Origin of the sequence: Mycobacterium pseudokansasii, from assembly GCF_900566075.1 — a bacterium.
Lineage (GTDB): Bacteria > Actinomycetota > Actinomycetes > Mycobacteriales > Mycobacteriaceae > Mycobacterium > Mycobacterium pseudokansasii.
The window spans coordinates 630,871-650,728 of record NZ_UPHU01000001.1; the positions used below are offsets into that span (position 1 = coordinate 630,871).

At 67.7% G+C, this 19,858-nt stretch carries 20 protein-coding genes and 1 riboswitch; of the genes, 14 read left to right on the forward strand and 6 right to left on the reverse strand.

From position 1 onward, the window contains the following. The first annotated feature begins 79 nt into the window (after positions 1–79). Positions 80–703 carry an NUDIX hydrolase gene (locus EET10_RS02880; protein WP_036399624.1) on the forward strand — a complete coding sequence of 208 codons (624 nt, stop codon included), beginning with the start codon at positions 80–82 and terminating at the stop codon, positions 701–703. Here the strand turns inward: EET10_RS02880 and thiE are convergent. Beyond that, a complete protein-coding gene (gene thiE, locus EET10_RS02885) occupies positions 675–1,334 on the reverse strand; it encodes a thiamine phosphate synthase (RefSeq protein WP_122447163.1) in 660 nt (219 codons plus the stop codon). The two genes, EET10_RS02880 and thiE, sit on opposite strands and share 29 nt — an antisense overlap. 193 nt (positions 1,335–1,527) lie before the next feature. Between thiE and thiO the strand changes: the two genes are divergently transcribed. From thiO to EET10_RS02905, 4 genes are read left to right on the forward strand one after another with little or no spacing between them, the layout of a single operon-like run. Further along, positions 1,528–2,550, forward strand: a complete 1,023-nt coding sequence (thiO, locus tag EET10_RS02890) for a glycine oxidase ThiO (RefSeq protein ID WP_063468390.1) — start codon at positions 1,528–1,530, stop codon at positions 2,548–2,550. Further along, entirely contained in the window at positions 2,547–2,744 is a 198-nt protein-coding gene (gene thiS / locus EET10_RS02895; protein WP_036398839.1) for a sulfur carrier protein ThiS, read from the forward strand. The genes thiO and thiS overlap by 4 nt, the downstream gene beginning before the upstream one ends. A gap of 52 nt (positions 2,745–2,796) precedes the next feature. Further along, on the forward strand, positions 2,797–3,501 hold the full coding sequence (gene thiG, locus EET10_RS02900) for a thiazole synthase (protein WP_244601821.1): 705 nt from the start codon (positions 2,797–2,799) through the stop codon (positions 3,499–3,501). Beyond that, positions 3,498–4,268, forward strand: a complete 771-nt coding sequence (locus EET10_RS02905) for an SGNH/GDSL hydrolase family protein (RefSeq protein WP_063468389.1) — start codon at positions 3,498–3,500, stop codon at positions 4,266–4,268. The genes thiG and EET10_RS02905 overlap by 4 nt, the downstream gene beginning before the upstream one ends. A gap of 3 nt (positions 4,269–4,271) precedes the next feature. On the opposite strand, the gene EET10_RS02910 is transcribed toward EET10_RS02905, so the two are convergent. Further along, on the reverse strand, positions 4,272–4,793 hold the full coding sequence (locus EET10_RS02910; RefSeq protein ID WP_063468388.1) for a hypothetical protein: 522 nt from the start codon (positions 4,791–4,793) through the stop codon (positions 4,272–4,274). Between the two features lie 516 nt (positions 4,794–5,309). On the opposite strand from EET10_RS02910, the gene EET10_RS02920 reads away from it, so the two are divergent. The 7 genes from EET10_RS02920 to EET10_RS02950 all read left to right on the forward strand — a co-directional run bounded on the left by EET10_RS02920 (position 5,310) and on the right by EET10_RS02950 (position 13,423). Continuing rightward, positions 5,310–5,639, forward strand: coding sequence for a CD225/dispanin family protein (locus EET10_RS02920; protein ID WP_036398835.1), 330 nt, complete (start codon positions 5,310–5,312; stop codon positions 5,637–5,639). 9 nt (positions 5,640–5,648) lie between these two features. After that, positions 5,649–6,074 carry a DUF2752 domain-containing protein gene (locus EET10_RS02925; protein WP_036398833.1) on the forward strand — a complete coding sequence of 142 codons (426 nt, stop codon included), beginning with the start codon at positions 5,649–5,651 and terminating at the stop codon, positions 6,072–6,074. 152 nt (positions 6,075–6,226) lie between these two features. Beyond that, positions 6,227–7,723 carry a M28 family metallopeptidase gene (locus EET10_RS02930; protein WP_036398831.1) on the forward strand — a complete coding sequence of 499 codons (1,497 nt, stop codon included), beginning with the start codon at positions 6,227–6,229 and terminating at the stop codon, positions 7,721–7,723. Further along, the gene (locus EET10_RS02935) at positions 7,720–9,177 is read left to right on the forward strand and encodes a M28 family peptidase (protein WP_063468387.1); all 1,458 of its coding nucleotides are present in this window, start codon (positions 7,720–7,722) and stop codon (positions 9,175–9,177) included. Before EET10_RS02930 ends, EET10_RS02935 begins: the two co-directional genes overlap by 4 nt. Before the next feature lie 189 nt (positions 9,178–9,366). Beyond that, a complete protein-coding gene (locus EET10_RS02940) occupies positions 9,367–10,863 on the forward strand; it encodes a neutral zinc metallopeptidase (RefSeq protein WP_051490274.1) in 1,497 nt (498 codons plus the stop codon). 246 nt (positions 10,864–11,109) lie between these two features. Next, positions 11,110–11,592 carry an Rv1419 family lectin gene (locus EET10_RS02945; protein ID WP_036398829.1) on the forward strand — a complete coding sequence of 161 codons (483 nt, stop codon included), beginning with the start codon at positions 11,110–11,112 and terminating at the stop codon, positions 11,590–11,592. Positions 11,593–11,905: 313 nt separating this feature from the next. Further along, positions 11,906–13,423: an HNH endonuclease signature motif containing protein gene (locus EET10_RS02950; protein ID WP_122501886.1), complete on the forward strand. Its 1,518-nt coding sequence runs from the start codon at positions 11,906–11,908 to the stop codon at positions 13,421–13,423. Between the two features lie 25 nt (positions 13,424–13,448). On the opposite strand, the gene EET10_RS02955 is transcribed toward EET10_RS02950, so the two are convergent. The 4 genes from EET10_RS02955 to EET10_RS02970 all read right to left on the reverse strand — a co-directional run bounded on the left by EET10_RS02955 (position 13,449) and on the right by EET10_RS02970 (position 18,552). Then, positions 13,449–14,069: an alpha/beta hydrolase family protein gene (locus EET10_RS02955; protein ID WP_063468373.1), complete on the reverse strand. Its 621-nt coding sequence runs from the start codon at positions 14,067–14,069 to the stop codon at positions 13,449–13,451. After that, complete coding sequence (gene thiD / locus EET10_RS02960; protein ID WP_063468393.1) at positions 14,066–14,893, reverse strand: bifunctional hydroxymethylpyrimidine kinase/phosphomethylpyrimidine kinase; 828 nt, start codon at positions 14,891–14,893, stop codon at positions 14,066–14,068. The genes EET10_RS02955 and thiD overlap by 4 nt, the downstream gene beginning before the upstream one ends. Positions 14,894–14,970: 77 nt before the next feature. After that, complete coding sequence (gene thiC / locus EET10_RS02965) at positions 14,971–16,611, reverse strand: phosphomethylpyrimidine synthase ThiC (protein WP_423793554.1); 1,641 nt, start codon at positions 16,609–16,611, stop codon at positions 14,971–14,973. Beyond that, positions 16,596–16,706, reverse strand: a riboswitch (TPP riboswitch). Its footprint overlaps the gene before it by 16 nt. Positions 16,707–16,767: 61 nt before the next feature. Further along, the gene (locus EET10_RS02970; protein ID WP_122501887.1) at positions 16,768–18,552 is read right to left on the reverse strand and encodes a PE family protein; all 1,785 of its coding nucleotides are present in this window, start codon (positions 18,550–18,552) and stop codon (positions 16,768–16,770) included. Between the two features lie 146 nt (positions 18,553–18,698). Between EET10_RS02970 and EET10_RS02975 the strand changes: the two genes are divergently transcribed. Both EET10_RS02975 and EET10_RS02980 read left to right on the forward strand, forming a co-directional pair. Beyond that, positions 18,699–19,394, forward strand: coding sequence for a PAS and ANTAR domain-containing protein (locus tag EET10_RS02975; RefSeq protein ID WP_081260477.1), 696 nt, complete (start codon positions 18,699–18,701; stop codon positions 19,392–19,394). A gap of 93 nt (positions 19,395–19,487) precedes the next feature. Further along, positions 19,488–19,856 (forward strand): STAS domain-containing protein, encoded by a 369-nt coding sequence (locus EET10_RS02980; protein WP_036398821.1) that lies wholly within the window; start codon positions 19,488–19,490, stop codon positions 19,854–19,856. Positions 19,857–19,858: the final 2 nt, after the last annotated feature.

Sequence of the window (19,858 nt, forward strand, 5' to 3'; positions counted from 1 at the left end):
TGGGGAGGCAGACCTAATTACCCTAATCACCCTCGAATACCTGGGAGTCCCCGGCGGCTCGCGTACATATCCTGAATTGGTGCAGGGCGACGGGGACGGATGGGTGGTATCCGACAACGGCGCCCACTACTGGGGCCGATTCGGCTCGGCCGGGCTGCTACTTCGGGCCCCGTTGCCCGACGGCGGCCCGGCGGTGCTGCTGCAGCACCGGGCGGTGTGGAGCCATCAGGGTGGCACCTGGGGCTTGCCGGGCGGCGCCCGGGACAGCCATGAGACCCCGGAACAGACCGCGGTCCGCGAAGCCCGGGAAGAGGCGGGCCTGGCCGCCGACCGCCTTGTCGTGCGGGCGGTACTGGTGACAGCCAGCCCACGCGGCACCGCCTGGACTTATACGACGGTCGTCGCCGACACCGACGAGTTGCTGCACACCGTGCCCAACCGGGAAAGCGCCGAGCTGCGCTGGGTTGCCGAGGACGACGTGACCGACCTGCCGCTGCATCCCGGATTCGCCGCCAGCTGGCAGCTGCTGCGCAGTGCCCCGGTCACCGTGCCGCTGCACCGGGGCGACGAACGCCGGCGACGCCTGCCGTGCACGGTGGAAATTGAGGACGGAGTGTTCGTGTGGTGCATGCCGGGCGACGCGGACCTGGCGCCGTCGCAGCTGAGCCCTCGGGTCAGCTCGCTGCTGGAAGCGCTGACCTGAGCTGTTGGGCGGCGGCCTTCGGGTCGTCGGCCGCCGTGATGGCGCGCACCACCACAATCCGGCGGGCGCCGGCAGCAATGACTTCGGGCAGGCGCTGCGCGTCGATACCACCGATCGCGAACCACGGTTTGTCGCCACCGATCGCGGCGGCGGCCCGCACCACGTCCAGCCCCGGCGCCGGTCGGCCGGGCTTGGTCGGGGTGGGCCAGCAGGGTCCCACGCAGAAGTAGTCGGCATCTCCGATGGCGGCCGCAGCAACCTGGTCGTTGTCGTGGGTGGACCGGCCGAGCAGCATGCCCGGCCCGACGATCTGCCGCGCCACGCTCGACGGCAGGTCGCGCTGACCCAGGTGCAGCACGTCGGCGCCTGCGGCCGCAGCGATATCGGCGCGGTCGTTGACCGCGAACAGGGCGCCGTGCCGGCGGGCCGCGTCGGCCAGGATTTCGCAGGCCGCCAGCTCGTCGAGTGCCTCCAGCGGGCCGAGCCGCTGTTCCGCGGCCGAGCCCTTGTCCCGCAGCTGGATGATGTCCACGCCGCCGGCCAGCGCGGCGTCGGCGAACTCGGCCAGGTCGCCGCGCTCACGACGGGCGTCGGTGCATAGATAGAGCCGCGCCTCGGTAAGACGAGCCACGCGGGCCAGACGGGACTGCACACTGCGACGCTAGCGCGCTAGTTTGGAACCCAGAACAACCCCTGTAGGCACGGGAGTCCCGGGTAACCAGCGGGACTGAGAGTGGGCACCTCCATTGTGCAAGCCAACTTGCACCCTGGACCTGTCCTGACCGTCACACCTGATCCGGGTCATGCCGGCGAAGGGAGCAAGGATGTCAGCACCCACACCCGCGGGGTCACTAGCCGTGATCGGCGGCGGGGTCATCGGCTTGTCGGTGGCGCGCCGGGCGGCCCGGGCCGGATGGTCGGTGCGGGTGCATCGCAGCGGTGAGCCCGGCGCGTCGTGGGTCGCCGGCGGCATGATCGCCCCGCACAGCGAAGGCTGGCCGGGCGAGGAACGGTTGTTACGGCTCGGGCTGGAGTCGCTGCGGCTGTGGCACGACGGCGGTTTCCTGGACGGGCTGCCGTCACACGTGGTCACCGCCCGCGAGTCGCTGGTGGTGGCCGTCGACCGGGCCGACGTCGCCGACCTGCATACCGTTGCGGACTGGTTGTCGCAGCAGGGACACCCGGTGGTGTGGGAGTCGGCCGCCCGCGACGTCGAACCCCTGCTGGCACAAGGCATCCGGCACGGCTTTCGCGCGCCTACCGAACTGGCGGTGGACAACCGCGCATTGCTCGACGCGCTGATCGTGGACTGTGAGCGCCTCGGCGTCGCCTGGGCTGCTCCGGTGACCGGGTTGTCCGACGCCCAGGGTGACGTGGTGGTGATCGCCAACGGCATCGACGCTCCCGCGTTGTGGCCCGGACTGCCGGTGCGCCCGGTGAAGGGCGAGGTGTTACGGCTGCGCTGGCGGAAAGGTTGTATGCCGTTGTCACGCAGAGTGATTCGAGCCCGGGTCCATGGCCGTCAGGTGTATCTGGTGCCGCGGGCGGACGGGGTGGTGGTGGGCGCCACCCAGTATGAACACGGCCGCGACACCGCACCGGTGGTGTCGGGTGTGCGTGACCTGCTGGACGACGCGTGCGCGGTGCTGCCGGCCCTGGGTGAGTACGAATTGGCCGAGTGCTCGGCGGGACTGCGGCCGATGACGCCCGACAACCTGCCGATCGTGCAACGCCTGGACGCGCGGACCCTGGTCGCCGCGGGCCATGGCCGATCGGGATTCCTGTTGGCGCCGTGGACGGCCGAGCAGATCATGTCCGAACTCGCTGCGGTCGGAGCGAGCGCATGATCGTCGTCGTCAACGAGCAGCAGGTGGAGATCGACGAGCAAACCACCGTGGCCGCGCTGCTGCAGTCGCTGGGTTTCCCGGACCGCGGCGTTGCGGTAGCCCTGGACTGCGCGGTGCTTCCTCGATCTGACTGGGCGACAACGCTTTCCGAAGGTAATCGGCTCGAGGTGGTGACGGCGGTGCAGGGTGGTTGACCTGGGTGACAAACTGACGATCGGCGACCGCAGTTTCGCGTCGCGGCTGATCATGGGCACCGGGGGAGCGACGAATCTGGCGGTGCTGGAAGAGGCGTTGGTCGCTTCGGGTACCGAGCTGACCACCGTCGCGATCCGCCGGGTCGACGCCGAGGGCGGAACCGGTCTGCTCGACCTGCTCAACCGGCTGGGTATCGTGCCGCTACCCAACACCGCGGGGTGCCGGAGCGCCGCCGAGGCGGTGCTGACCGCGCAGCTGGCCCGCGAGGCGCTGGACACCAACTGGGTCAAGCTGGAAGTGATCGCCGACGAGCGCACCCTGCTACCCGATGCTGTTGAATTAGTCAGGGCCGCAGAGCAATTGGTCGACGACGGGTTTGTGGTGCTGCCCTACACCAATGACGACCCGGTGCTGGCCCGCCGCCTCGAGGACGCCGGTTGTGCGGCGGTGATGCCGCTGGGCTCACCGATCGGTACCGGCCTCGGCATCACCAACCCGCACAATATCGAGATGATCGTGGCGCAGGCCGGTGTTCCGGTGGTGCTCGACGCGGGCATCGGCACCGCCAGCGATGCCGCGCTGGCGATGGAATTGGGCTGTGACGCGGTGTTGCTGGCCACCGCGGTGACCCGGGCCGCAGATCCCCCGGCGATGGCCGCCGCCATGGCCGCGGCCGTCACCGCCGGGTATCTGGCGCGCCGGGCCGGCAGGATCCCGAAACGCTTTTGGGCACAGGCCTCCAGCCCCGAGCTATGACCAAACGCTATGTGGCGCTTGGCAGCTCGATGGCAGCTGGTCCGGGCATCCGGCCCCGGGCGGCCGGCGCGCCGTGGCGATCCGGCCGATCGGCCCGCAACTACCCGCACCTGGTCGCCGAACAACAACGCCTGGAGTTGGTGGACGTCACCTACTCCGGCGCCACCACCGCCAATGTGCTGCGTGATCACCAGCACGGCGCGCCGCCCCAGATAACCGCGCTGGACGGCTCGGAGTCGTTGGTCACGGTCACCATCGGGGGCAACGACGTCGGCTACATCCCGCTGCTGATGGCCGCGGCATTGCCGCGACCGGCGCGGCGCCTGCCGATGCTCGGCGCGTGGATCGCCGAACTGCTGGACCGTAACTCCCGCGATCAGGCCCTGGCCCAGGTTTTCGACTCGCTGTGCGAGGTCGGCCGGTCGGTACGCCGGCAGGCGCCGCAGGCGCGGGTTTTCTTCGTCGACTACCTCACGCTGTTGCCACCGGCGGGCGTGCCGGCTCCGCCGCTGTCCGCGGCGCACAGCGAACTCGGCCGCCACGTTGCCGCAACGCTGGAGCGGCTTACCGCTGACGCCGCCGCGCTCACCGGCTGTGAGGTCGTGCGCGCCGCGGCAGCCAGCCGCGACCACCACGCATGGTCACCCGAGCCGTGGACGGAAAAGCCTGCACGGCTCGGGGTGCCGCTACCGGCGCGACCGGCGCCGCTGCACCCCAATGCCGCCGGGATGCGCGCGGTGGCGAAACTGGTTGCGGCCCAACTGTAAGCGTCAGCCGTTGGTCCGCCACCACTGGTAAAGCGCGGGGACATCCGAGTTGCCGGCACGGATGTAGCTGAGGACGTTCTTGGCGTCGGTGGTCCAGATGATCTCGGCGGCACCCTGGTAGGTGCCGCAGGCCACCTGTCCGGCCGTGGCGCCCGCGCTGCCCTGGCGCCAGGTGGTCGGCGACTGGCCGCTGTCCCCGCACGCGGTGAGGGTTTCGTCCTTGATGCTGGCTTTGAACGAGCCGTTCATATCGTCGGGGGTGGCGAAGAGGATGTACTTGGCCAGGGCGGGTCCCGCGGCGTCGGGGTTTTGCCCGCAGGAAAGCGCGGCGAGTTCGCCGCTGGTGATCGTCTGGGCCGTGCAGTTGTTGAGGCCGTAACCCTTCGACACCGAACCGGCGAGTGTGTTGACGTCGGACGCAGCGCCGGTGGGGTCGGCATTCGCGGTGGCAGTACCCAGGTAAGCGAGGCTACCCATGAGTGCTGCAGCCGTCGCGGCTCGCAGCGCGGTGGTGAAGTGAGACATCCTTGACTCCTTGGTGTGTCGGACCGACGATGCGGCTGCGTTGACATCGGTGAGTGTATTGGTGTCGCTGGTCGGAAAACAGGGCTTTGCCGATCGGTATGGAAGGGCCGTTATAGGGCCCGTTACAGGTCTATGTCTGCGCCCGAACACATATTCTGTGGGAAATTGTCTGTCGTGACATTAATTTTGGTGTGCGGCAAATATTGATCAAGCTGCCAGCACGTCTAGGCGCTGGTGCCCTTTGTTGCTGAAATCGACTGTCGGACAATACGTTTTGCTCGAGATCGACTGTGGGTTCTGGCTCCGGCTGACCCTGGTCGCAGCGGTAAACGATTGCCGCCCGGGTAATCCGGGTCGAGCCGATTCAGACAAGGGCGCCGGACTGCGGCACGGAAGTCGGTTCGGCGGGCGCCTGCCGCCGCGCGAATTTTTCGATTAGGTGATGCCGTCGCGACGCCTCTCGGGTATGGTAGGCAACGCTTTAGGCCAGCTAACTTCTCTTGATCTGGAGTTTTCATGACACAACCACCACCGCCTGGTTACCCGCCGCAGCAGCCACCTGCCGGGCAACAACCTGACAACTACTTGGTGTGGTCCATTCTGGTGACGTTGTTCTGCTGTCTTCCGCTTGGAATCGTTGCGATCGTCAAGTCCACCCAGGTCAGTGGGCTGTGGGCACAGGGGCGCTATGCAGAGGCCCAGGCGGCCGCCGACAGCGCCAAGAAGTTCGTGATGTGGTCGGCCATCGCAGGTGTGGTCGTGATCGTCATCTACGGCATCTTGATGGCGGTCGGCGCGCTGAACGCGGGGACGTCGAGCGCGGCCATCCTCGTGGGGATGGTTTAGGGCGAGCACATGGTGACCCACCAAGGGTCGGTGCCGTTGCGGTTGGGTGCGCCACTGCTGGTGGCCGCGGCCACCGTCTCGGTGTGCGCCGTTATCTGGGTGGGTGACCCGACGACGCCGAACGGTCCGCTGCCGGTGTGCCCCACCAAGGCATTGCTGGGAATCGATTGCCCCGGCTGTGGCAGCCTGCGGATGCTGTACAGCCTGGTGCACGGCAATCTGTTGGCCGCCGCCAGATTCAACGCTCTCGGCCTGGCGGCGGTGGTGCTCTTGGTGTGGGCCTACCTGGCGTGGACGTATGGTCGCCTGGTGGGCCGTCGAATAGGCGGCTGGCAGCGCAATCGCTGGGCTGCCCTGGTGACGCTGTCGCTGGTGCTGGCCTGGTTCGTGGTGCGCAACATCCCGGTGGCGCCGTTCACCGCTTTGTCCGTCTGAATTCGTTTGAGTTCGTCTGGGTCTGGCTGCGTGTGGCCGGGTCTGGCCGGGTCTGTCTGGGTTCACCTGGATTCAGTTAAGCCCGAATCGATTGCCCGCCGGATGGGTGTCAAGCGGCGCCATGGCTGGACCGCGGTCTAATCTGGGGCGCGATGGCGAACAAATCAAGGACCGCGGTGATGGCCGTGATGGGGGTCGTTGCCCTGCTGGTGGTCGGTTGTGTTCATTCGTCGGCCTGTCCGCGGAGCCTTACCGGCAATCCCGCCGCGGCCGAGTTCGCCGACGCGTTGCACAACCGGGTGCATACCGAAGCGATGATGGCGCATCTTGCCAAACTGCAGGACATCGCCAACGCCAACAACGGCACCCGGGCGGTTGGCACCCCGGGCTATGACGCCAGCGTCGACTACGTCGTCAACACCTTGCGCAACAGCGGTTTTGACGTGCAGACACCCGAGTTTTCGGCCCGCGTGTTCCACGCCGAGAAGGGGTCGGTGACCGTCGGTGGCCTGACCGTGGAGGCACATGCGCTGGAGTACAGCCTCGGCACCGCCCCGGACGGGGTGAGCGGGCCATTGCTGTCGGTTCCTACCGACGACAGCCCGGGTTGCACCGCCGCCGATTACGACAAACTGCCCGCACGGGGTGCCGTGGCGCTGGTGGACCGTGGCAGTTGCGAGTTCGCCCAGAAAGAAGACGTCGCCGCACAGCAGGGCGTCGCGGCGCTGATCATCGTCGACAACGTCGACGAGCAGTCGATGGGCGGCACCCTGGGGGTCAACACCGACGTCAAGATTCCGGTCGTCGGTGTCACCAAGTCGGTGGGCATGCAGTTGCGCGGGAAGTCCGGGCCGACAACGGTCAAGCTCGCCGCGAGCACCCAGAGTTTCAAGGCGCGCAACGTCATCGCGCAGACGAAGACCGGGTCCACCACCGATGTGGTGATGGCAGGCGCCCATTTGGACAGCGTGGCCGAGGGTCCCGGTATCAACGACAACGGCTCCGGAGTGGCCGCGGTTCTGGAAACCGCAGTTCAACTGGGCAACTCGCCACAGGTGCACAACGCGGTGCGGTTCGGATTCTGGGGTGCCGAGGAGCTGGGGCTGATCGGTTCCCGCAACTATGTCGAGTCGCTGAATCTCGACGCGCTGAGGAACATAGCGCTCTATCTGAACTTCGACATGCTGGCGTCCCCCAATCCGGGCTATTTCACCTATGACGGAGACCAGTCGCTGCCACTGGACAGCCGTGGCCAGCCGGTAGTGCCCGAAGGCTCGGCCGGAATCGAGCGGCTGCTGGTCGCGTATTTGAAGTTGGCCGGCAAGACCGCGCAGGACACGGCGTTCGACGGTCGTTCCGACTATGACGGATTCACCTTGGCGGGGATCCCGTCCGGCGGGCTCTTTGCCGGCGCGGAGGTCAAGAAGACCGACGAGCAGGCAAAGCTGTGGGGCGGCACCGCAAACGAGCCCTTCGATCCCAACTATCACCAAAAGGGTGACACCTTAGAGCACATCGACCGCACGGCGCTGGGCATCCAGGGCGCCGGTGTCGCCTACGCAGTGGGCCTGTACGCGCAGGACCTGACCGGCCGTAACGGTGTTCCCCCGATAGAGGATCGCACCCGTCACGTGCTCGTCAAGCCATGATGCGGAGCCTGATAGCGACGCTGCTACTGGCCTGCCTGCCGGCCGCATGCTCGGCGCCCAAGCCGCCGCCGGCTGCGGCGCCCGACCTGGGTCGCATGTTGGCCGGCAAGGTCACCGCCGACGGGATGTTCACCCACCTGCGTGCGCTGCAGGCCATCGCCAACGCCAACAACGGCAACCGGGCGACGGGTACGCGTGGCTACGACGCTAGCGTCGACTATGTGGCGAATGCGCTGCGCACCAAGGGGTTTGAGGTATCAACCCCACAGTTCGAGCGGGTGTACACCGCGTCGCAGGGTAAACCGGCGCTGACGGTCGCCGGCCGCAGTTATCCCGTCGATCAGGCCTCGCTGCTGGTTCGGACGCCACCCGGTGGCCTGACCGGCCAGCCGGCGCGGCCCACCCAACCGGCCGGCTGTGCCGTCGGCGACTACCCGTCCGTCCTGCCGAAGAGCGCGATCGCCGTGGTGGACGATACGCGCTGTTCGATCGTCGACAAGCAGAACAGCGCCCTCGCCAAAGGTGCTATCGGGCTGATCGTGGTGAGTGAGCCCACGAGACGGGGAAGCCCGCCGACCCTCTTCAGCCCCGGCTACTACAACCGGCTCACCGTGCCCGTCGCGGTGGTCGACGCCGACGTCGCCGCTGCCCTGGGACGCGCGACCGCCCAGGTGCGGCTGGTGCTGGACACCGAAAACGTCAAGATCACATCGCGGAATGTGTTGGCGCAGACAAAAACCGGGACGCCGAATGAGGTGATCATGCTCGGCGCACATCTCGACAGCCCAGCCGGGGGCCCGGGCATCAACGACGGCGGGTCCGGGGTGGCCGCGGTGCTGGAAACAGCGCTGCAGTTGGGGCCGCTGCCGGCGGTCAACAATGCGGTGCGGTTCGCCTTCTGGGGCGCCGGGCTCACCGGTGCGATGGACTACGTCTTCGGTCTGAATGGTGAACAGCTCAACAACATCGCGATGTACCTGAATTTCGACATGCTGGGCTCGCCCAACGCGGGCTTCTTCACCGACGACGGTGACCAGTCCGGGCCGCCGGGTCCCGGTGTGGCGTCAGCCGATGTCCCGGAAGGTTCGGCCGGCATCGAACGCACCCTCGCCGGCTATGTGAACCTGGCGGGTAAGCGGCCCGCTGACATGCCGCTGACCGCCGGTGCCGACTACCATTCTTTCCTGGTCGCCGGGGTGCCGATCGGCGGTCTGACCACCGGTGCCTCCCAGACGAAAACCACTGTGCAGGCACGCCTTTGGGGGGGTCAGGCCGGCGTGGCATTCGATCCCAACTACCTGAGCCCTCGGGACACCGTCGACAACATCAACCGCGAGGCATTGGCGGTGATGGGCTCGGCAGTGGCGTTCGCGGTGGGCAGCTATGCGCAGTCCGTCGGGGGCGTCAACGGCGTCACCCCACACGACAAGCGCCATCGCGCGCCGGTGTCGTAGCGGTTGCCGCGCCGGCCGGGGTCCGGCAGCTCCGGCATCTATAGAAACCGTTGTGGCACGGGCCTGCTCGGGCCGTATGCGGCACCCGGACTTTTTGCGGCGTCGCTGGTTGGTTTGCGCACTGAGTTCCAACCAACCGATCTAAACTGGGAACCTTGGGTGCAGGCGGTCGGGATCGGGGTCGATTACATGGATAACTGCGGTCGGGCAAGACGTCCATTGCGGCGGCGACGCACACGCGGGCTGACCGCATCGCTACGCGCCGCGGCGGCCGGCCTGAGTGCCATGCTGGTGGTGGCCGGTTGTACCACGATGGTGGAGGGACGTGCGCTGTCGATCCTCAACGACCCGTTCCGGGTCGGAGGTCTGCCCGCTACCAACGGTCCCAGCGGCCCCCGTCCCGACGGGCCCGCTGCGACGGGCACGGTGATCAACACCAACAACGGACCGATCGACAAGTTGTCGTTGCTGTCGGTCAACGACATCCAGGATTACTGGAAAGCCGTCTACAGCGAAGCCCTCAAGGGCACGTTCAAGCCTGTCGACAAACTGGTGTCTTACGACTCCAACGACCCCAGCAGCCCGATGGTCTGCAACAACGAGACCTATCAGCTGGTCAACGCGTTCTTCACCTCGCGCTGCAACATGATCGCCTGGGACCGAGGAGTATTCATGCCGGTCGCCGAGAGGTATTTCGGCGACATCTCCGTCACCGGAGTGTTAGCACACGAGTTCGGGCATGCCCTTCAGGTGATGGCGAAGCTGGTGACCCGCAACGACGCCACCATTGTCCGTGAGCAACAAGCGGATTGCTTCGCCGGCGTCTATTTGTACTGGGTGGCCGCGGGTAAGTCGCCACGCTTTACGTTGAGCACCGCGGACGGGCTCGACCACGTGCTCGCCGGGATCATCACCACCCGCGACCCGGTGATGGACGCGGATGCGGAAAACGACGACGAGCACGGGTCCGCCCTGGACCGCGTCAGCGCCTTCCAGATGGGCTTCCTCAGCGGGACCGAGGCCTGCGCGGCGATCAACAAGTCCGAGATCGAGCGGCGCCGTGGCGACCTGCCGACCGGCCTGCGGGTCGACAGCAGCGGGAGCCAGGAGACCGGTGAGGTCGCGATCAACGAAGACACACTGAAGACGCTGATGGAGTTGATGGGCAAGATCTTTTCGCCCAAGAATCCGCCCACGCTGTCCTACCAGGCCACCGGCTGCCGAGATGCCAAGCCCAGCCCGCCGGCGTCATACTGTCCGGCCAGCAACACGATTGTCGTTGACCTGGCGGCGTTGGCGACCATGGGAAAGGTCGCCGGCACCGACGAACAGTCGTTGCCGCAAGGCGATGACACCGCGTTGTCGATCGTGATGTCGAGATATGCACTGGCGGCGCAGCATGAACGCGGGCTGGCGATGCAGAGTCCGTGGACCGCCCTGCGGACGGCCTGCCTGACGGGCGTTGCGCACCGGAAAATGGCCGAGCCGATCGACCTGCCCTCCGGTCAGCAACTCATTTTGACCGCCGGTGATCTCGACGAAGCCGTTTCCGGACTGCTGACCAACCACATGGTGGCCAGTGACGCCGACGGGATCAGCGTGCCGGCCGGGTTCACCCGGATCGCGGCATTCCGTGCCGGAGTGGGTGGCGACATGGAGGCCTGCTATTCGCGTTACGCGCTGTAGCGCACGCGTTGGATCGCTCGGAAGTCCTTTGCCCCGAGCAGGATTGGCCGGTGAAACTCGCCGGTGTAGGTGCCCACGGCCATGCGGAGTCCCAGCGGGGAACGCCTCACCAGATGCGAAGTGGTTGGACGCGGGCTAAAGTGAGGATCTCGCTATCCGTGGCAAACCGGCTGCGGCGGCTGTGGTTTCGGTGCGAACTGCGCCGCGCGGTCGGTGGAGCTTCGCCGAGGTGGTAATGGAGTCGGGATGGGTGAACCGGTGTTGACGACCAGTGTGCGCCGGACCCGCGTCCTTGCCCTTGCGGGCGCGGTGTTCGGCGTCGCGATACTGTGCGCCGGCACGGCGAGCGCCGACGGCCCGGTCCAGTTGAAAAGCCGATTAGGCGATTTCTGTCTGGACGCCCCGAGTGGCAGCTGGGTCAGCCCGGTGGTGATCAACCCCTGCAATGGCACGGACTTCCAGCGCTGGAATGTCAACGGTGACCGAGAGATCGAGAGCGTGGCCTTTCCCGGGGAGTGCCTGCAACAACCGGGGGAGGGTTTCTGGGCGAAGCTCAATCCCTGTAGCAATTGGATCAGCCAGCATTGGACAATCCAGCCCAACGGCCAGATCGGCAATGGCCTTGGTGGCTGTCTCGCCGTTCTCGGCGGCCCGGATCCCGGAACCTGGGTGTCCACCCGCTGGTGCAACGCCGATGCACCCGAACAGCAGTGGGATAGCGTTCCGTGATCGCGCTTGCCGGAGTGGGCCGAGCAAGGGCAGTAGCCGGCCGATGTATTCCGGCGACTCAGCAGCGGTGACTGCGCTCCCGCCGCTCGGTCCTGGTGTCGTGCGCCTACCGGCGATAATCGCGCATGGTCACGAATGTGATTGCAGGCATTGCGGATTCGTCAATCCTTGACGGTAGCGCCGTCACTGGGGCCTCGGTGCGCGGACTTGCTGGTGTGGTGGAGGTGACACCCCACCCGGCCGGGCCGGTGCCGACCCGGCTCTGATCGCCGTCGATGCGCACCTGTCAGCGGAGCGGTGTAGAATCGAAAGTATGTTCGATGCCAGCGTCACCGTGTCGCCACCAGAGGTGATCGAGAGGTTCGATGCCATGGCCGAGCGGCGCCATCCGCCGACCACGCCGGCATCTGCCGCCATCGTGGACCGGCTTTGCGCGGCGTCGCGGGCGGAAAACCGGGCCGCTGGTGAGCGGCTGGCCGCCATCGGCGAGCTGGATGTGTTGCGGCTGAGGGCTTCTGGCGACCGCGAGTCGTGGGGGACCGATACCTGGGATGCGGTGAGTGCGGAGGTCTCGGCGGCATTGCGGATCAGCCAGGCTTTGGCGTCGAGCTACCTGCACTATTCACGCGCCGTGCGCAACCGGCTGCCGAAGTCCGGTGCGGCGTTACTGGCCGGCGACATCAGCTACGCGATGTTCCAGACGATGGTGTATCGCACCGAGCTGATCGAAGATCCCGAGGTAATGGCCGCCGTGGACGCCGAGCTTGCCATGAAGGCGAGCCGATGGCCGTCGATGACACGCTCTCGCCTGTCCGCCTATATCGACCGGGTCGTCGCGCGTGCGGATCGTGATGCCGTGCGGCGCGTCCGGGAGCGGCAGGCCGAGCGGGAATTCTCGATCTGGGGCAGCGGCAACGGTCTTACCGAAGTCGGCGGCAGGATGGTCACCAGCGATGCCATGGCGCTTGATGCGCGGCTGGATGCGTTGGCCGCCGCGGTATGTGTAGATGACCCGCGTACCCGCGACCAGCGCCGTGCCGACGCACTGGGGGCCTTGGCGGCCGGAGCCGAGCGGCTGGAGTGTCGCTGCGGGCAGTCGGCGTGCCCTACCGGGACGACGCCGGCGCCGCGGCCGGTGGTGATCCACGTGGTCGCCGACCGGGCCAGCGTGGACGGCACTTCGACAAATCCGGGCGCACTGGTCGGCGCCGAGGGCCTCATCCCGGCAGAGTTGCTCGCCGAGTTGGCCGAGTCGGCGCGCCTGCGCCCGGTCGTGCACCCGGTCGATGCGGCGCCCGAGCGCGGCTACACGCCGTCGCAGGCGTTGGCTGATTTTGTCCGCTGCCGGGATTTGACGTGCCGGTTTCCCGGCTGCGACCACCCGGCGATGCACGCCGACATCGACCACACCATCCCCTACGGCGACGGCGGTGCCACCCACGCTTCAAACTTGAAATGCCTTTGCCGCCGACATCATTTGCTGAAAACCTTCTGGGGATGGCGCGACAAACAACTGCCCGACGGCGCGGTGATCTGGACCTCTCCGTCCGGAGATACCTACGTCACCACCCCGGGCAGCGCGCTGCTGTTTCCCAGCTTGTGTGCGCCCACCGGCGAGGCACCCCGGCAAGCCTCGCAAGCCACCGCGTGTTGTGGCGACCGTACCGCGAAGATGGCGCTGCGGGCCACCACCCGGGCGCAGAACCGTGCTCGCTACATCGCCGCCGAAAGGCGAAAAAACCACCAGATCCACGAGCGCGTCGCCGTCCAGCAGCAATCGGAGGACCAGGACATCGCCGTCGTCGTGGACGACGAACCACCGCCCTTTTAGCGGACAGGGTCCGGTCTGTCCGGAGTCAGCCGGACAGCAGGCGTAGCGCCGCGTCGACCGCCAGCGCGGCGACGTCGACGGTCTTCGAGCCCAAATCGTGTCGGGCGCCGGTGATCTCGACGATCTCGGTGGGCGCGGTGATCAGCGCCGCGGCATCGCGCAGCTCTGTGATGCTACCGAAGGGGTCGGAGCTGCCGTGGGTGAACACCGTGGGCACGGTGATGTTCGGCAGGTGCTCGGTGCGGGCTCGCTCCGGTTTGCCGAGCGGGTGCACCGGATAGGAGAACAGTGCCAGGATGTCCACCGCTGCGCCATCGGCAGCCACCACCATCGACGTCTGCCGGCCTCCGTAGGAATGGCCGCCCGCGATCAGCGGGCCGTCCGCCAGGCCACGGCACAGCTCGATCGCTTCGGCGATGCCCGCACGGTCGGATTCTGCCGAGCCGGACGGCGGCCCTTTCGGGCGGCGGCGACGGTAGGGCAGGTTATACCGGACGGCCAACCAGCCGCGCCGCGCCCACTCGTCGCAAAGCTGTTGCAGCAGAACAGATTCACGGCTACCACCAGCACCGTGAGTCACGACCACGACGCCGTTGGCGCGGCCGTCGGGTTCATGCGCGATGCCCGCGATCCGATCGAGGTTCATGACAGCCGAAACAATGGCGAGACGGGGCCGTGCCCGGCCCCCAGGGGATAGGCGGCGCGCAAACATTCTGTGACCCAACGCTTTCCAAAGGCCACCGCGTCGGGCACGGTGAATCCGTGCGCCAGTGCGCAGGCGAGCGCGCTGGCCAGCGTGTCGCCCCCGCCATGGTCATTGCCCGTACTCACCCGCGGCGCGTCGAACTCGTAAAAATCGGCCCCACCGTAAAGCAGATCGCAGCTGCGTTCCGACGACCGCAGATGCCCGCCCTTGACCAGCGCCCAGCGCGGACCCAGGGCATGCAGGGCCTTGGCCGCCGCACGCTGCGATTCGCCGTCCACCACGTCGATATCCACCAGCAGGCGCACCTCGTCCAGATTCGGCGTCACCAGCATGGCCAGCGGAAACAATTCAGCGCGAAGCGAATCCAGGTCCGACGCGGCCAGCAGCGAGTCGCCGTGCATGGATGCGCAGACCGGGTCGACGACGAGCGGAACGCCCAACTCGAGCCGGCGCCACGTTGCGGCCACCGCCGAAATGATGCGCGAGGACGCCAGCATCCCCGTCTTGGCGGCCTGGATACCGATGTCGGTGACCACGGCCTCGACCTGGCCGACGACAACATCGGAGGGCACCTCGTGAAAGCTCTTGACGCCCAACGTGTTCTGCACGGTAACGGCGGTGATGGCGACACACGCATGCACCCCCAGCAACGCCATGGTCCGCATATCCGCCTCAATGCCGGCGCCGCCCCCGGAATCCGACCCGGCGATCGTCAGCACCCGCAGCGGGGTCGTCCCCGAGGGCGGCACGGGCAGATAGTTCACGGTGTTGGATGAGTCGGATGAGTCGGATGAGTCGGATGAGCGGTGACCCGCGGCGCCCGGCTCCGCCGCGCTTGCGATCACCGCTGTGTGATCGGCAGATACACCCGGTTGCCGTGCTCGGCGAACTCGCGGGACTTCTCAGCCATAGCTGCCTCAATGGCCTCTTCGCTGTCGAGACCATGCTTGGCCGCATAGTCCCGCACATCCTGGGTGATGCGCATCGAGCAGAACTTCGGCCCGCACATCGAGCAGAAGTGTGCGGTCTTGGCCGGTTCGGCGGGCAGCGTCTCGTCGTGGAATTCCCGTGCGGTGTCGGGATCCAGCGACAAGGCGAACTGGTCATTCCACCGGAATTCAAATCGAGCAGTGGACAGCGCGTCATCTCTTTCCTGCGCACGCGGATGCCCCTTGGCCAAATCCGCTGCGTGCGCGGCGATCTTGTAGGCGATCACCCCGTCCTTGACGTCCTTGCGGTCGGGTAGCCCAAGGTGTTCCTTGGGGGTGACGTAGCACAGCATCGCGGTGCCGGCCTGGGCGATGATGGCCGCGCCGATGGCCGAGGTGATGTGGTCGTAGGCCGGCGCGATGTCGGTGGCCAGCGGCCCCAGCGTGTAGAACGGGGCCTGCTCGCACAGTTCTTCTTCCAGGCGCACGTTCTCCACGATCTTGTGCATGGGTATGTGGCCTGGTCCTTCGATCATCACCTGTGCGCCATGGGCTTTCGCGATCCTGGTCAGCTCGCCCAGGGTGCGCAGCTCGGCGAATTGCGCGGCGTCGTTGGCATCGGCGATCGAACCCGGCCGCAGTCCGTCGCCCAGCGAGAATGTGACGTCGTAGCGCGCGAAAATATCGCACAGCTCTTCAAAGTTCGTGTACAGGAATGACTCCCGGTGATGGGCCAGGCACCAGGCGGCCATGATCGATCCGCCGCGGGACACGATCCCGGTCACCCGTTTGGCGGTCAGCGGCACATAGCGCAGCAGCACCCCGGCGTGCACGGTCATGTAGTCCACGCCCTGCTCGCACTGCTCGATCACGGTATCTCGGTAGATCTCCCAGGTGAGCTCGGTTGGGTCGCCCTTGACCTTCTCCAGCGCCTGATAGATCGGCACCGTGCCGACCGGCACCGGCGAATTGCGCAGGATCCACTCGCGGGTTTCGTGGATGTTCTTACCGGTGGACAGATCCATGATGGTGTCGGCGCCCCACCGGGTGGCCCACACCATCTTGTCGACCTCCTCGGCGATCGAGGACGTCACCGCCGAATTGCCGATGTTCGCGTTGACCTTGACCGCGAACGCCTTGCCGATGATCATCGGCTCGCTCTCGGGATGGTTGTGGTTGGCCGGGATCACCGCGCGCCCGCGGGCGACCTCGTCGCGGACCAGCTCGGCCGGCGTCCCTTCGCGCACGGCGATGAACGCCATCTCGGCGGTGATCTCGCCGGCACGGGCGCGCTGCAGCTGGGTGCCGCGATCGCGCACCACCCCGGGCCGCGCGGGCAGGCCTGCGGTCAGATCGATGACCGCGTCGGGGTCGGTGTAGGGGCCGGAGGTGTCGTAGAGGTCGAAGTGATCGCCGGTGGAAAGGTGCACCCGCCGAAACGGCACGCGAGCGCCGGGCACCCCGTCCAGAACGCGATAAGCCTTGCTGCTGCCCGCGATGGGTCCGGTGGTCACCGACGGTGCCGACGGTTCGGTGGTCAGGGTCATTGTCATCTCCCTACGCCGGCATTACCCGGTCAGGTTCGTACGGTCGACGGCCCCGAGCCGTCCTCTCAGCGCACTAGGCGTGCGCTCCCGTGTGGATTAGGTGGATGTACCCAACGCTAGCGCAGCGCGGCACCGCTGTGCAGGGGCGGCGGAGTCTTACCGTCAGCCTGGCGCACCGGGCGCACCGGGAGTACCGAAAAGCTGCCCACGGGTACCGCCCTTGCCGCCGCTGCCGCCGCCACCGGGGGGAGTGCCGAGCCCACCGCCGCCGCCGGCCCCGCCGTTGCCGCCGTTGCCGATCAACCCCACGGCGTCACCGCCGTCGCCGCCCGAGCCACCCTGGCCGCCGGATCCACCGGCGCCACCGGCCCCGCCGGCCTGCCCGGCCCCGCCCCATCCGCCGTCGCCGAACAGCCCCCCGCCATGGCCGCCGGCCCCGCCACTACCGCCCTTACCGCCGTTACCGTTGGGCCCGCCCTGGTCCGCGGTTCCCCCTGCCCCGCCGGCCCCGCCGTTGCCGATCAGCTTGGCGTCGCCGCCGGCCCCGCCGGCGCCGCCGGACCCGCCGGTCCCGAACGCAGCCGAGCTGGCCGCGCCGTTTCCGCCTGCGCCGCCGGCCCCGCCATTACCGATCAGCCCGGCGAAACCGCCGCGACCGCCACCGCCGCCGCCCCCGCCGTTTTGATCGGCGGCAATAGTTCCGTTTCCGCCGGCGCCGCCCGCTCCGCCATTGCCGAACAGCTGGCCGCCGTTACCGGCGTTACCGCCGTGCCCGCCGAAACCGCCGTTGGCACTTGAAGTGTCGGCATTGCCGCCGGCCCCGCCGGCCCCGCCGGTGCCGATCAGCGAGGCGCTGCCGCCGTCACCGCCGATCCCCCCGAGCGAGAAGATGGTGCCGGCGCCCCCGTTGCCGCCGGCACCGCCCGCTCCGCCATCGCCCCACAGCAACCCGCCGCCAGCCCCGTGCCCGCCCAGCCCGCCGATTCCGCCGGCCCCAGATGTGCCGTTAGCCGTGCCTCCGCTCCCGCCGGTCCCGCCGGCCCCGCCGACGCCGAACAGCCTCGCCGCGCCCCCGGCGCCGCCGGTGCCGCCAGTTCCGCCAAGCCCGATGGGACTTCCGGTGTCGGCCCCGCCGGCCCCGCCGGATCCGCCGGCCCCGCCGTTACCGTAGAGCAGCCCGCCGGCCCCACCGGAGCCACCGACCCCGCCGGCCCCGCCCTCGGTGTCGTTCACATCTAGGGACCCGCCCACGCCACCAGCTCCGCCGGTCCCGCCACTGCCCCAGAGTCCGGCCGCACCGCCGCTGCCGCCGGCACCACCGGGGGCGCCGACGCCGCCGGATCCACCGTTGGCCACACCTGCGCCACCGGTTCCGCCGGCTCCGCCGTTACCGAGCAACCACCCGCCGGCGCCGCCGCTACCCCCTGGTGCGCCCAAGCCTCCGGTCGCGCCGGCGCCGCCGTTGCCGATCAGCCCGGCGGGTCCGCCGCTACCGCCGGCCTGGCCCGACGCGCCCGGCGCGCCGTTACCGCCGTTGCCGAACAGGATGCCGCCGGCCCCGCCGTTACCGCCGGGCGTCGTCGCGTTGGCTCCGTCGCCGATCAGTGGGCGGCCCAACAGCGCCTGGGTCGGCGCGTTGATCGCGTCTAGCAGCATCTGCTGGACGCTGGCGGCCTCGGCGCTGGCATAGGACGCGGCTCCGGCGTTGAGTGTCCGCACGAACTCGTCGTGAAACGCGGCCATCTGGGAGCTCAGCTTTTGATACTGCTGCCCGTAGGTACCGAATAGCGCCGCGACCGCGGCCGACACCTGATCGGCGCCGGCGGCGAGCACTTGAGTCGTCGGGGTGGCCGCCATCGAGTTGGCGAGGCCGATTGTCGAACCGATTTTGCTGAGATCCGTTGCTGCCGAGGCCACTTCAGCCGCCGACATGATCACAAAGGACATGATGTGCTCCCGTCAGGCTAAAGTAGCTTACCGCCGCTTGACCGCCGGATTTGGCGTATTTAACAGAAGGTGCTCGCGGCCGCGCAGCGCGGCACAGCTGTGTCGATGCGTCTGGATCCTGCTGGCCGGTCGGCTGACGAAGTGGGATGATTTCACACGTGCACCTGCCCGACTGCCGTGACCATCCGACCGGCGGCGCATTGCCCGCCGGGGCCAGTGAATACTTGAATGTCGGCGGTTTTCGTTTCTGGTTCGTCGGTCAACGTTGGGAGTGGTCCGACGAAGTAGCACGAATGCATGGCTACGAACCCGGATCGGTTGTGCCGACGACGAAGCTGCTGCTGTCGCACAAACATCCCGACGATCGCGCCCATGTCCAGGACTTGCTCGACTACGCGTTGCGCTCGGGTGGCTCGTTTTCGAGCCGTCATCGATTCGTCGACACCGGGGGCAACGTGCACGACGCGATCGTCGTGGCCGATCGCATGCTCGACGATTCGGGTGCGGTGTTGGGCACCGCCGGCTATTACATCGACCTCACCGACACCTTCGACGAAGCCCGGCAGGAAGTGCTCGACGAGGCCCTACCCGACCTGTTCGAGAACCGCGCGGCGATCGAGCAGGCCAAGGGTGTGCTGATGGCCGTGTACCGGGTCAGTCCCGAGCAAGCCTTCCGTGTCCTGCAGTGGCGGTCGCAAGAGACCAATACCAAAGTGCGCGCACTGGCAAAGCAGTTGGTCGCCGAAGTCGCCACCTTGCCGGCCCCGTCGGCGACGGTCCAAAGCCAGTTCGACCACCTGTTGCTGACGGTGCATGAACGTATCCCGGCCGGACCGGATTAGGCTGTAGCGATCTAGGACGGCGCAGGCGTGGGTCGGGCGCCCCGCCCCAGTTAGCAACCGGAATTCGACATGTTCGCGGGCGGAGTGAGGGCCATGGACCTGCTGGCGGTCGAGTGTGAGGTTCGCCAGGACGCCGTTGTGGTGCGTGCCGAGGGTGACATCGACTCGACCACGGTGGACGAACTCACCGCCCACCTGACCACGGCCCTGCAGCTGGCCGCCACCCACCCCGCCCGCCTGGTCGTCATCGATTTGCAGCCGGTGACGTTCTTCGGCAGCGCGGGATTGAACGCGGTACTGGATTGCCACGAGCAGGGCGCCGCCGCCGGGACGTCGGTCCGGCTGGTCGCCGGCCACGGTCAGGTCACCCAGCCGATAAAGGTGACCGAGCTGGACCGCATTCTCCAGATCTACCCAACCCTGGCGCAGGCACTGCAGACGGCCCGACCCAAGGAGCTGTGAAC

Coding starts and splice junctions, on each gene's coding strand:
- thiG (WP_244601821.1), top strand. CDS start 2,797: ATGGGCACCGGGGGAGCGACGAATCTGGCGGTGCTGGAAGAGGCGTTG.
- EET10_RS02930 (WP_036398831.1), top strand. CDS start 6,227: ATGGCGAACAAATCAAGGACCGCGGTGATGGCCGTGATGGGGGTCGTT.
- thiS (WP_036398839.1), top strand. CDS start 2,547: ATGATCGTCGTCGTCAACGAGCAGCAGGTGGAGATCGACGAGCAAACC.
- EET10_RS02925 (WP_036398833.1), top strand. CDS start 5,649: ATGGTGACCCACCAAGGGTCGGTGCCGTTGCGGTTGGGTGCGCCACTG.
- EET10_RS02920 (WP_036398835.1), top strand. CDS start 5,310: ATGACACAACCACCACCGCCTGGTTACCCGCCGCAGCAGCCACCTGCC.
- EET10_RS02910 (WP_063468388.1), bottom strand. CDS start 4,793: ATGTCTCACTTCACCACCGCGCTGCGAGCCGCGACGGCTGCAGCACTC.
- thiO (WP_063468390.1), top strand. CDS start 1,528: ATGTCAGCACCCACACCCGCGGGGTCACTAGCCGTGATCGGCGGCGGG.
- EET10_RS02940 (WP_051490274.1), top strand. CDS start 9,367: ATGGATAACTGCGGTCGGGCAAGACGTCCATTGCGGCGGCGACGCACA.
- EET10_RS02970 (WP_122501887.1), bottom strand. CDS start 18,552: ATGTCCTTTGTGATCATGTCGGCGGCTGAAGTGGCCTCGGCAGCAACG.
- thiC (WP_423793554.1), bottom strand. CDS start 16,611: ATGACAATGACCCTGACCACCGAACCGTCGGCACCGTCGGTGACCACC.
- EET10_RS02905 (WP_063468389.1), top strand. CDS start 3,498: ATGACCAAACGCTATGTGGCGCTTGGCAGCTCGATGGCAGCTGGTCCG.
- EET10_RS02980 (WP_036398821.1), top strand. CDS start 19,488: ATGGACCTGCTGGCGGTCGAGTGTGAGGTTCGCCAGGACGCCGTTGTG.
- EET10_RS02955 (WP_063468373.1), bottom strand. CDS start 14,069: ATGAACCTCGATCGGATCGCGGGCATCGCGCATGAACCCGACGGCCGC.
- EET10_RS02945 (WP_036398829.1), top strand. CDS start 11,110: ATGGGTGAACCGGTGTTGACGACCAGTGTGCGCCGGACCCGCGTCCTT.
- EET10_RS02935 (WP_063468387.1), top strand. CDS start 7,720: ATGATGCGGAGCCTGATAGCGACGCTGCTACTGGCCTGCCTGCCGGCC.
- EET10_RS02950 (WP_122501886.1), top strand. CDS start 11,906: ATGTTCGATGCCAGCGTCACCGTGTCGCCACCAGAGGTGATCGAGAGG.
- EET10_RS02975 (WP_081260477.1), top strand. CDS start 18,699: ATGATTTCACACGTGCACCTGCCCGACTGCCGTGACCATCCGACCGGC.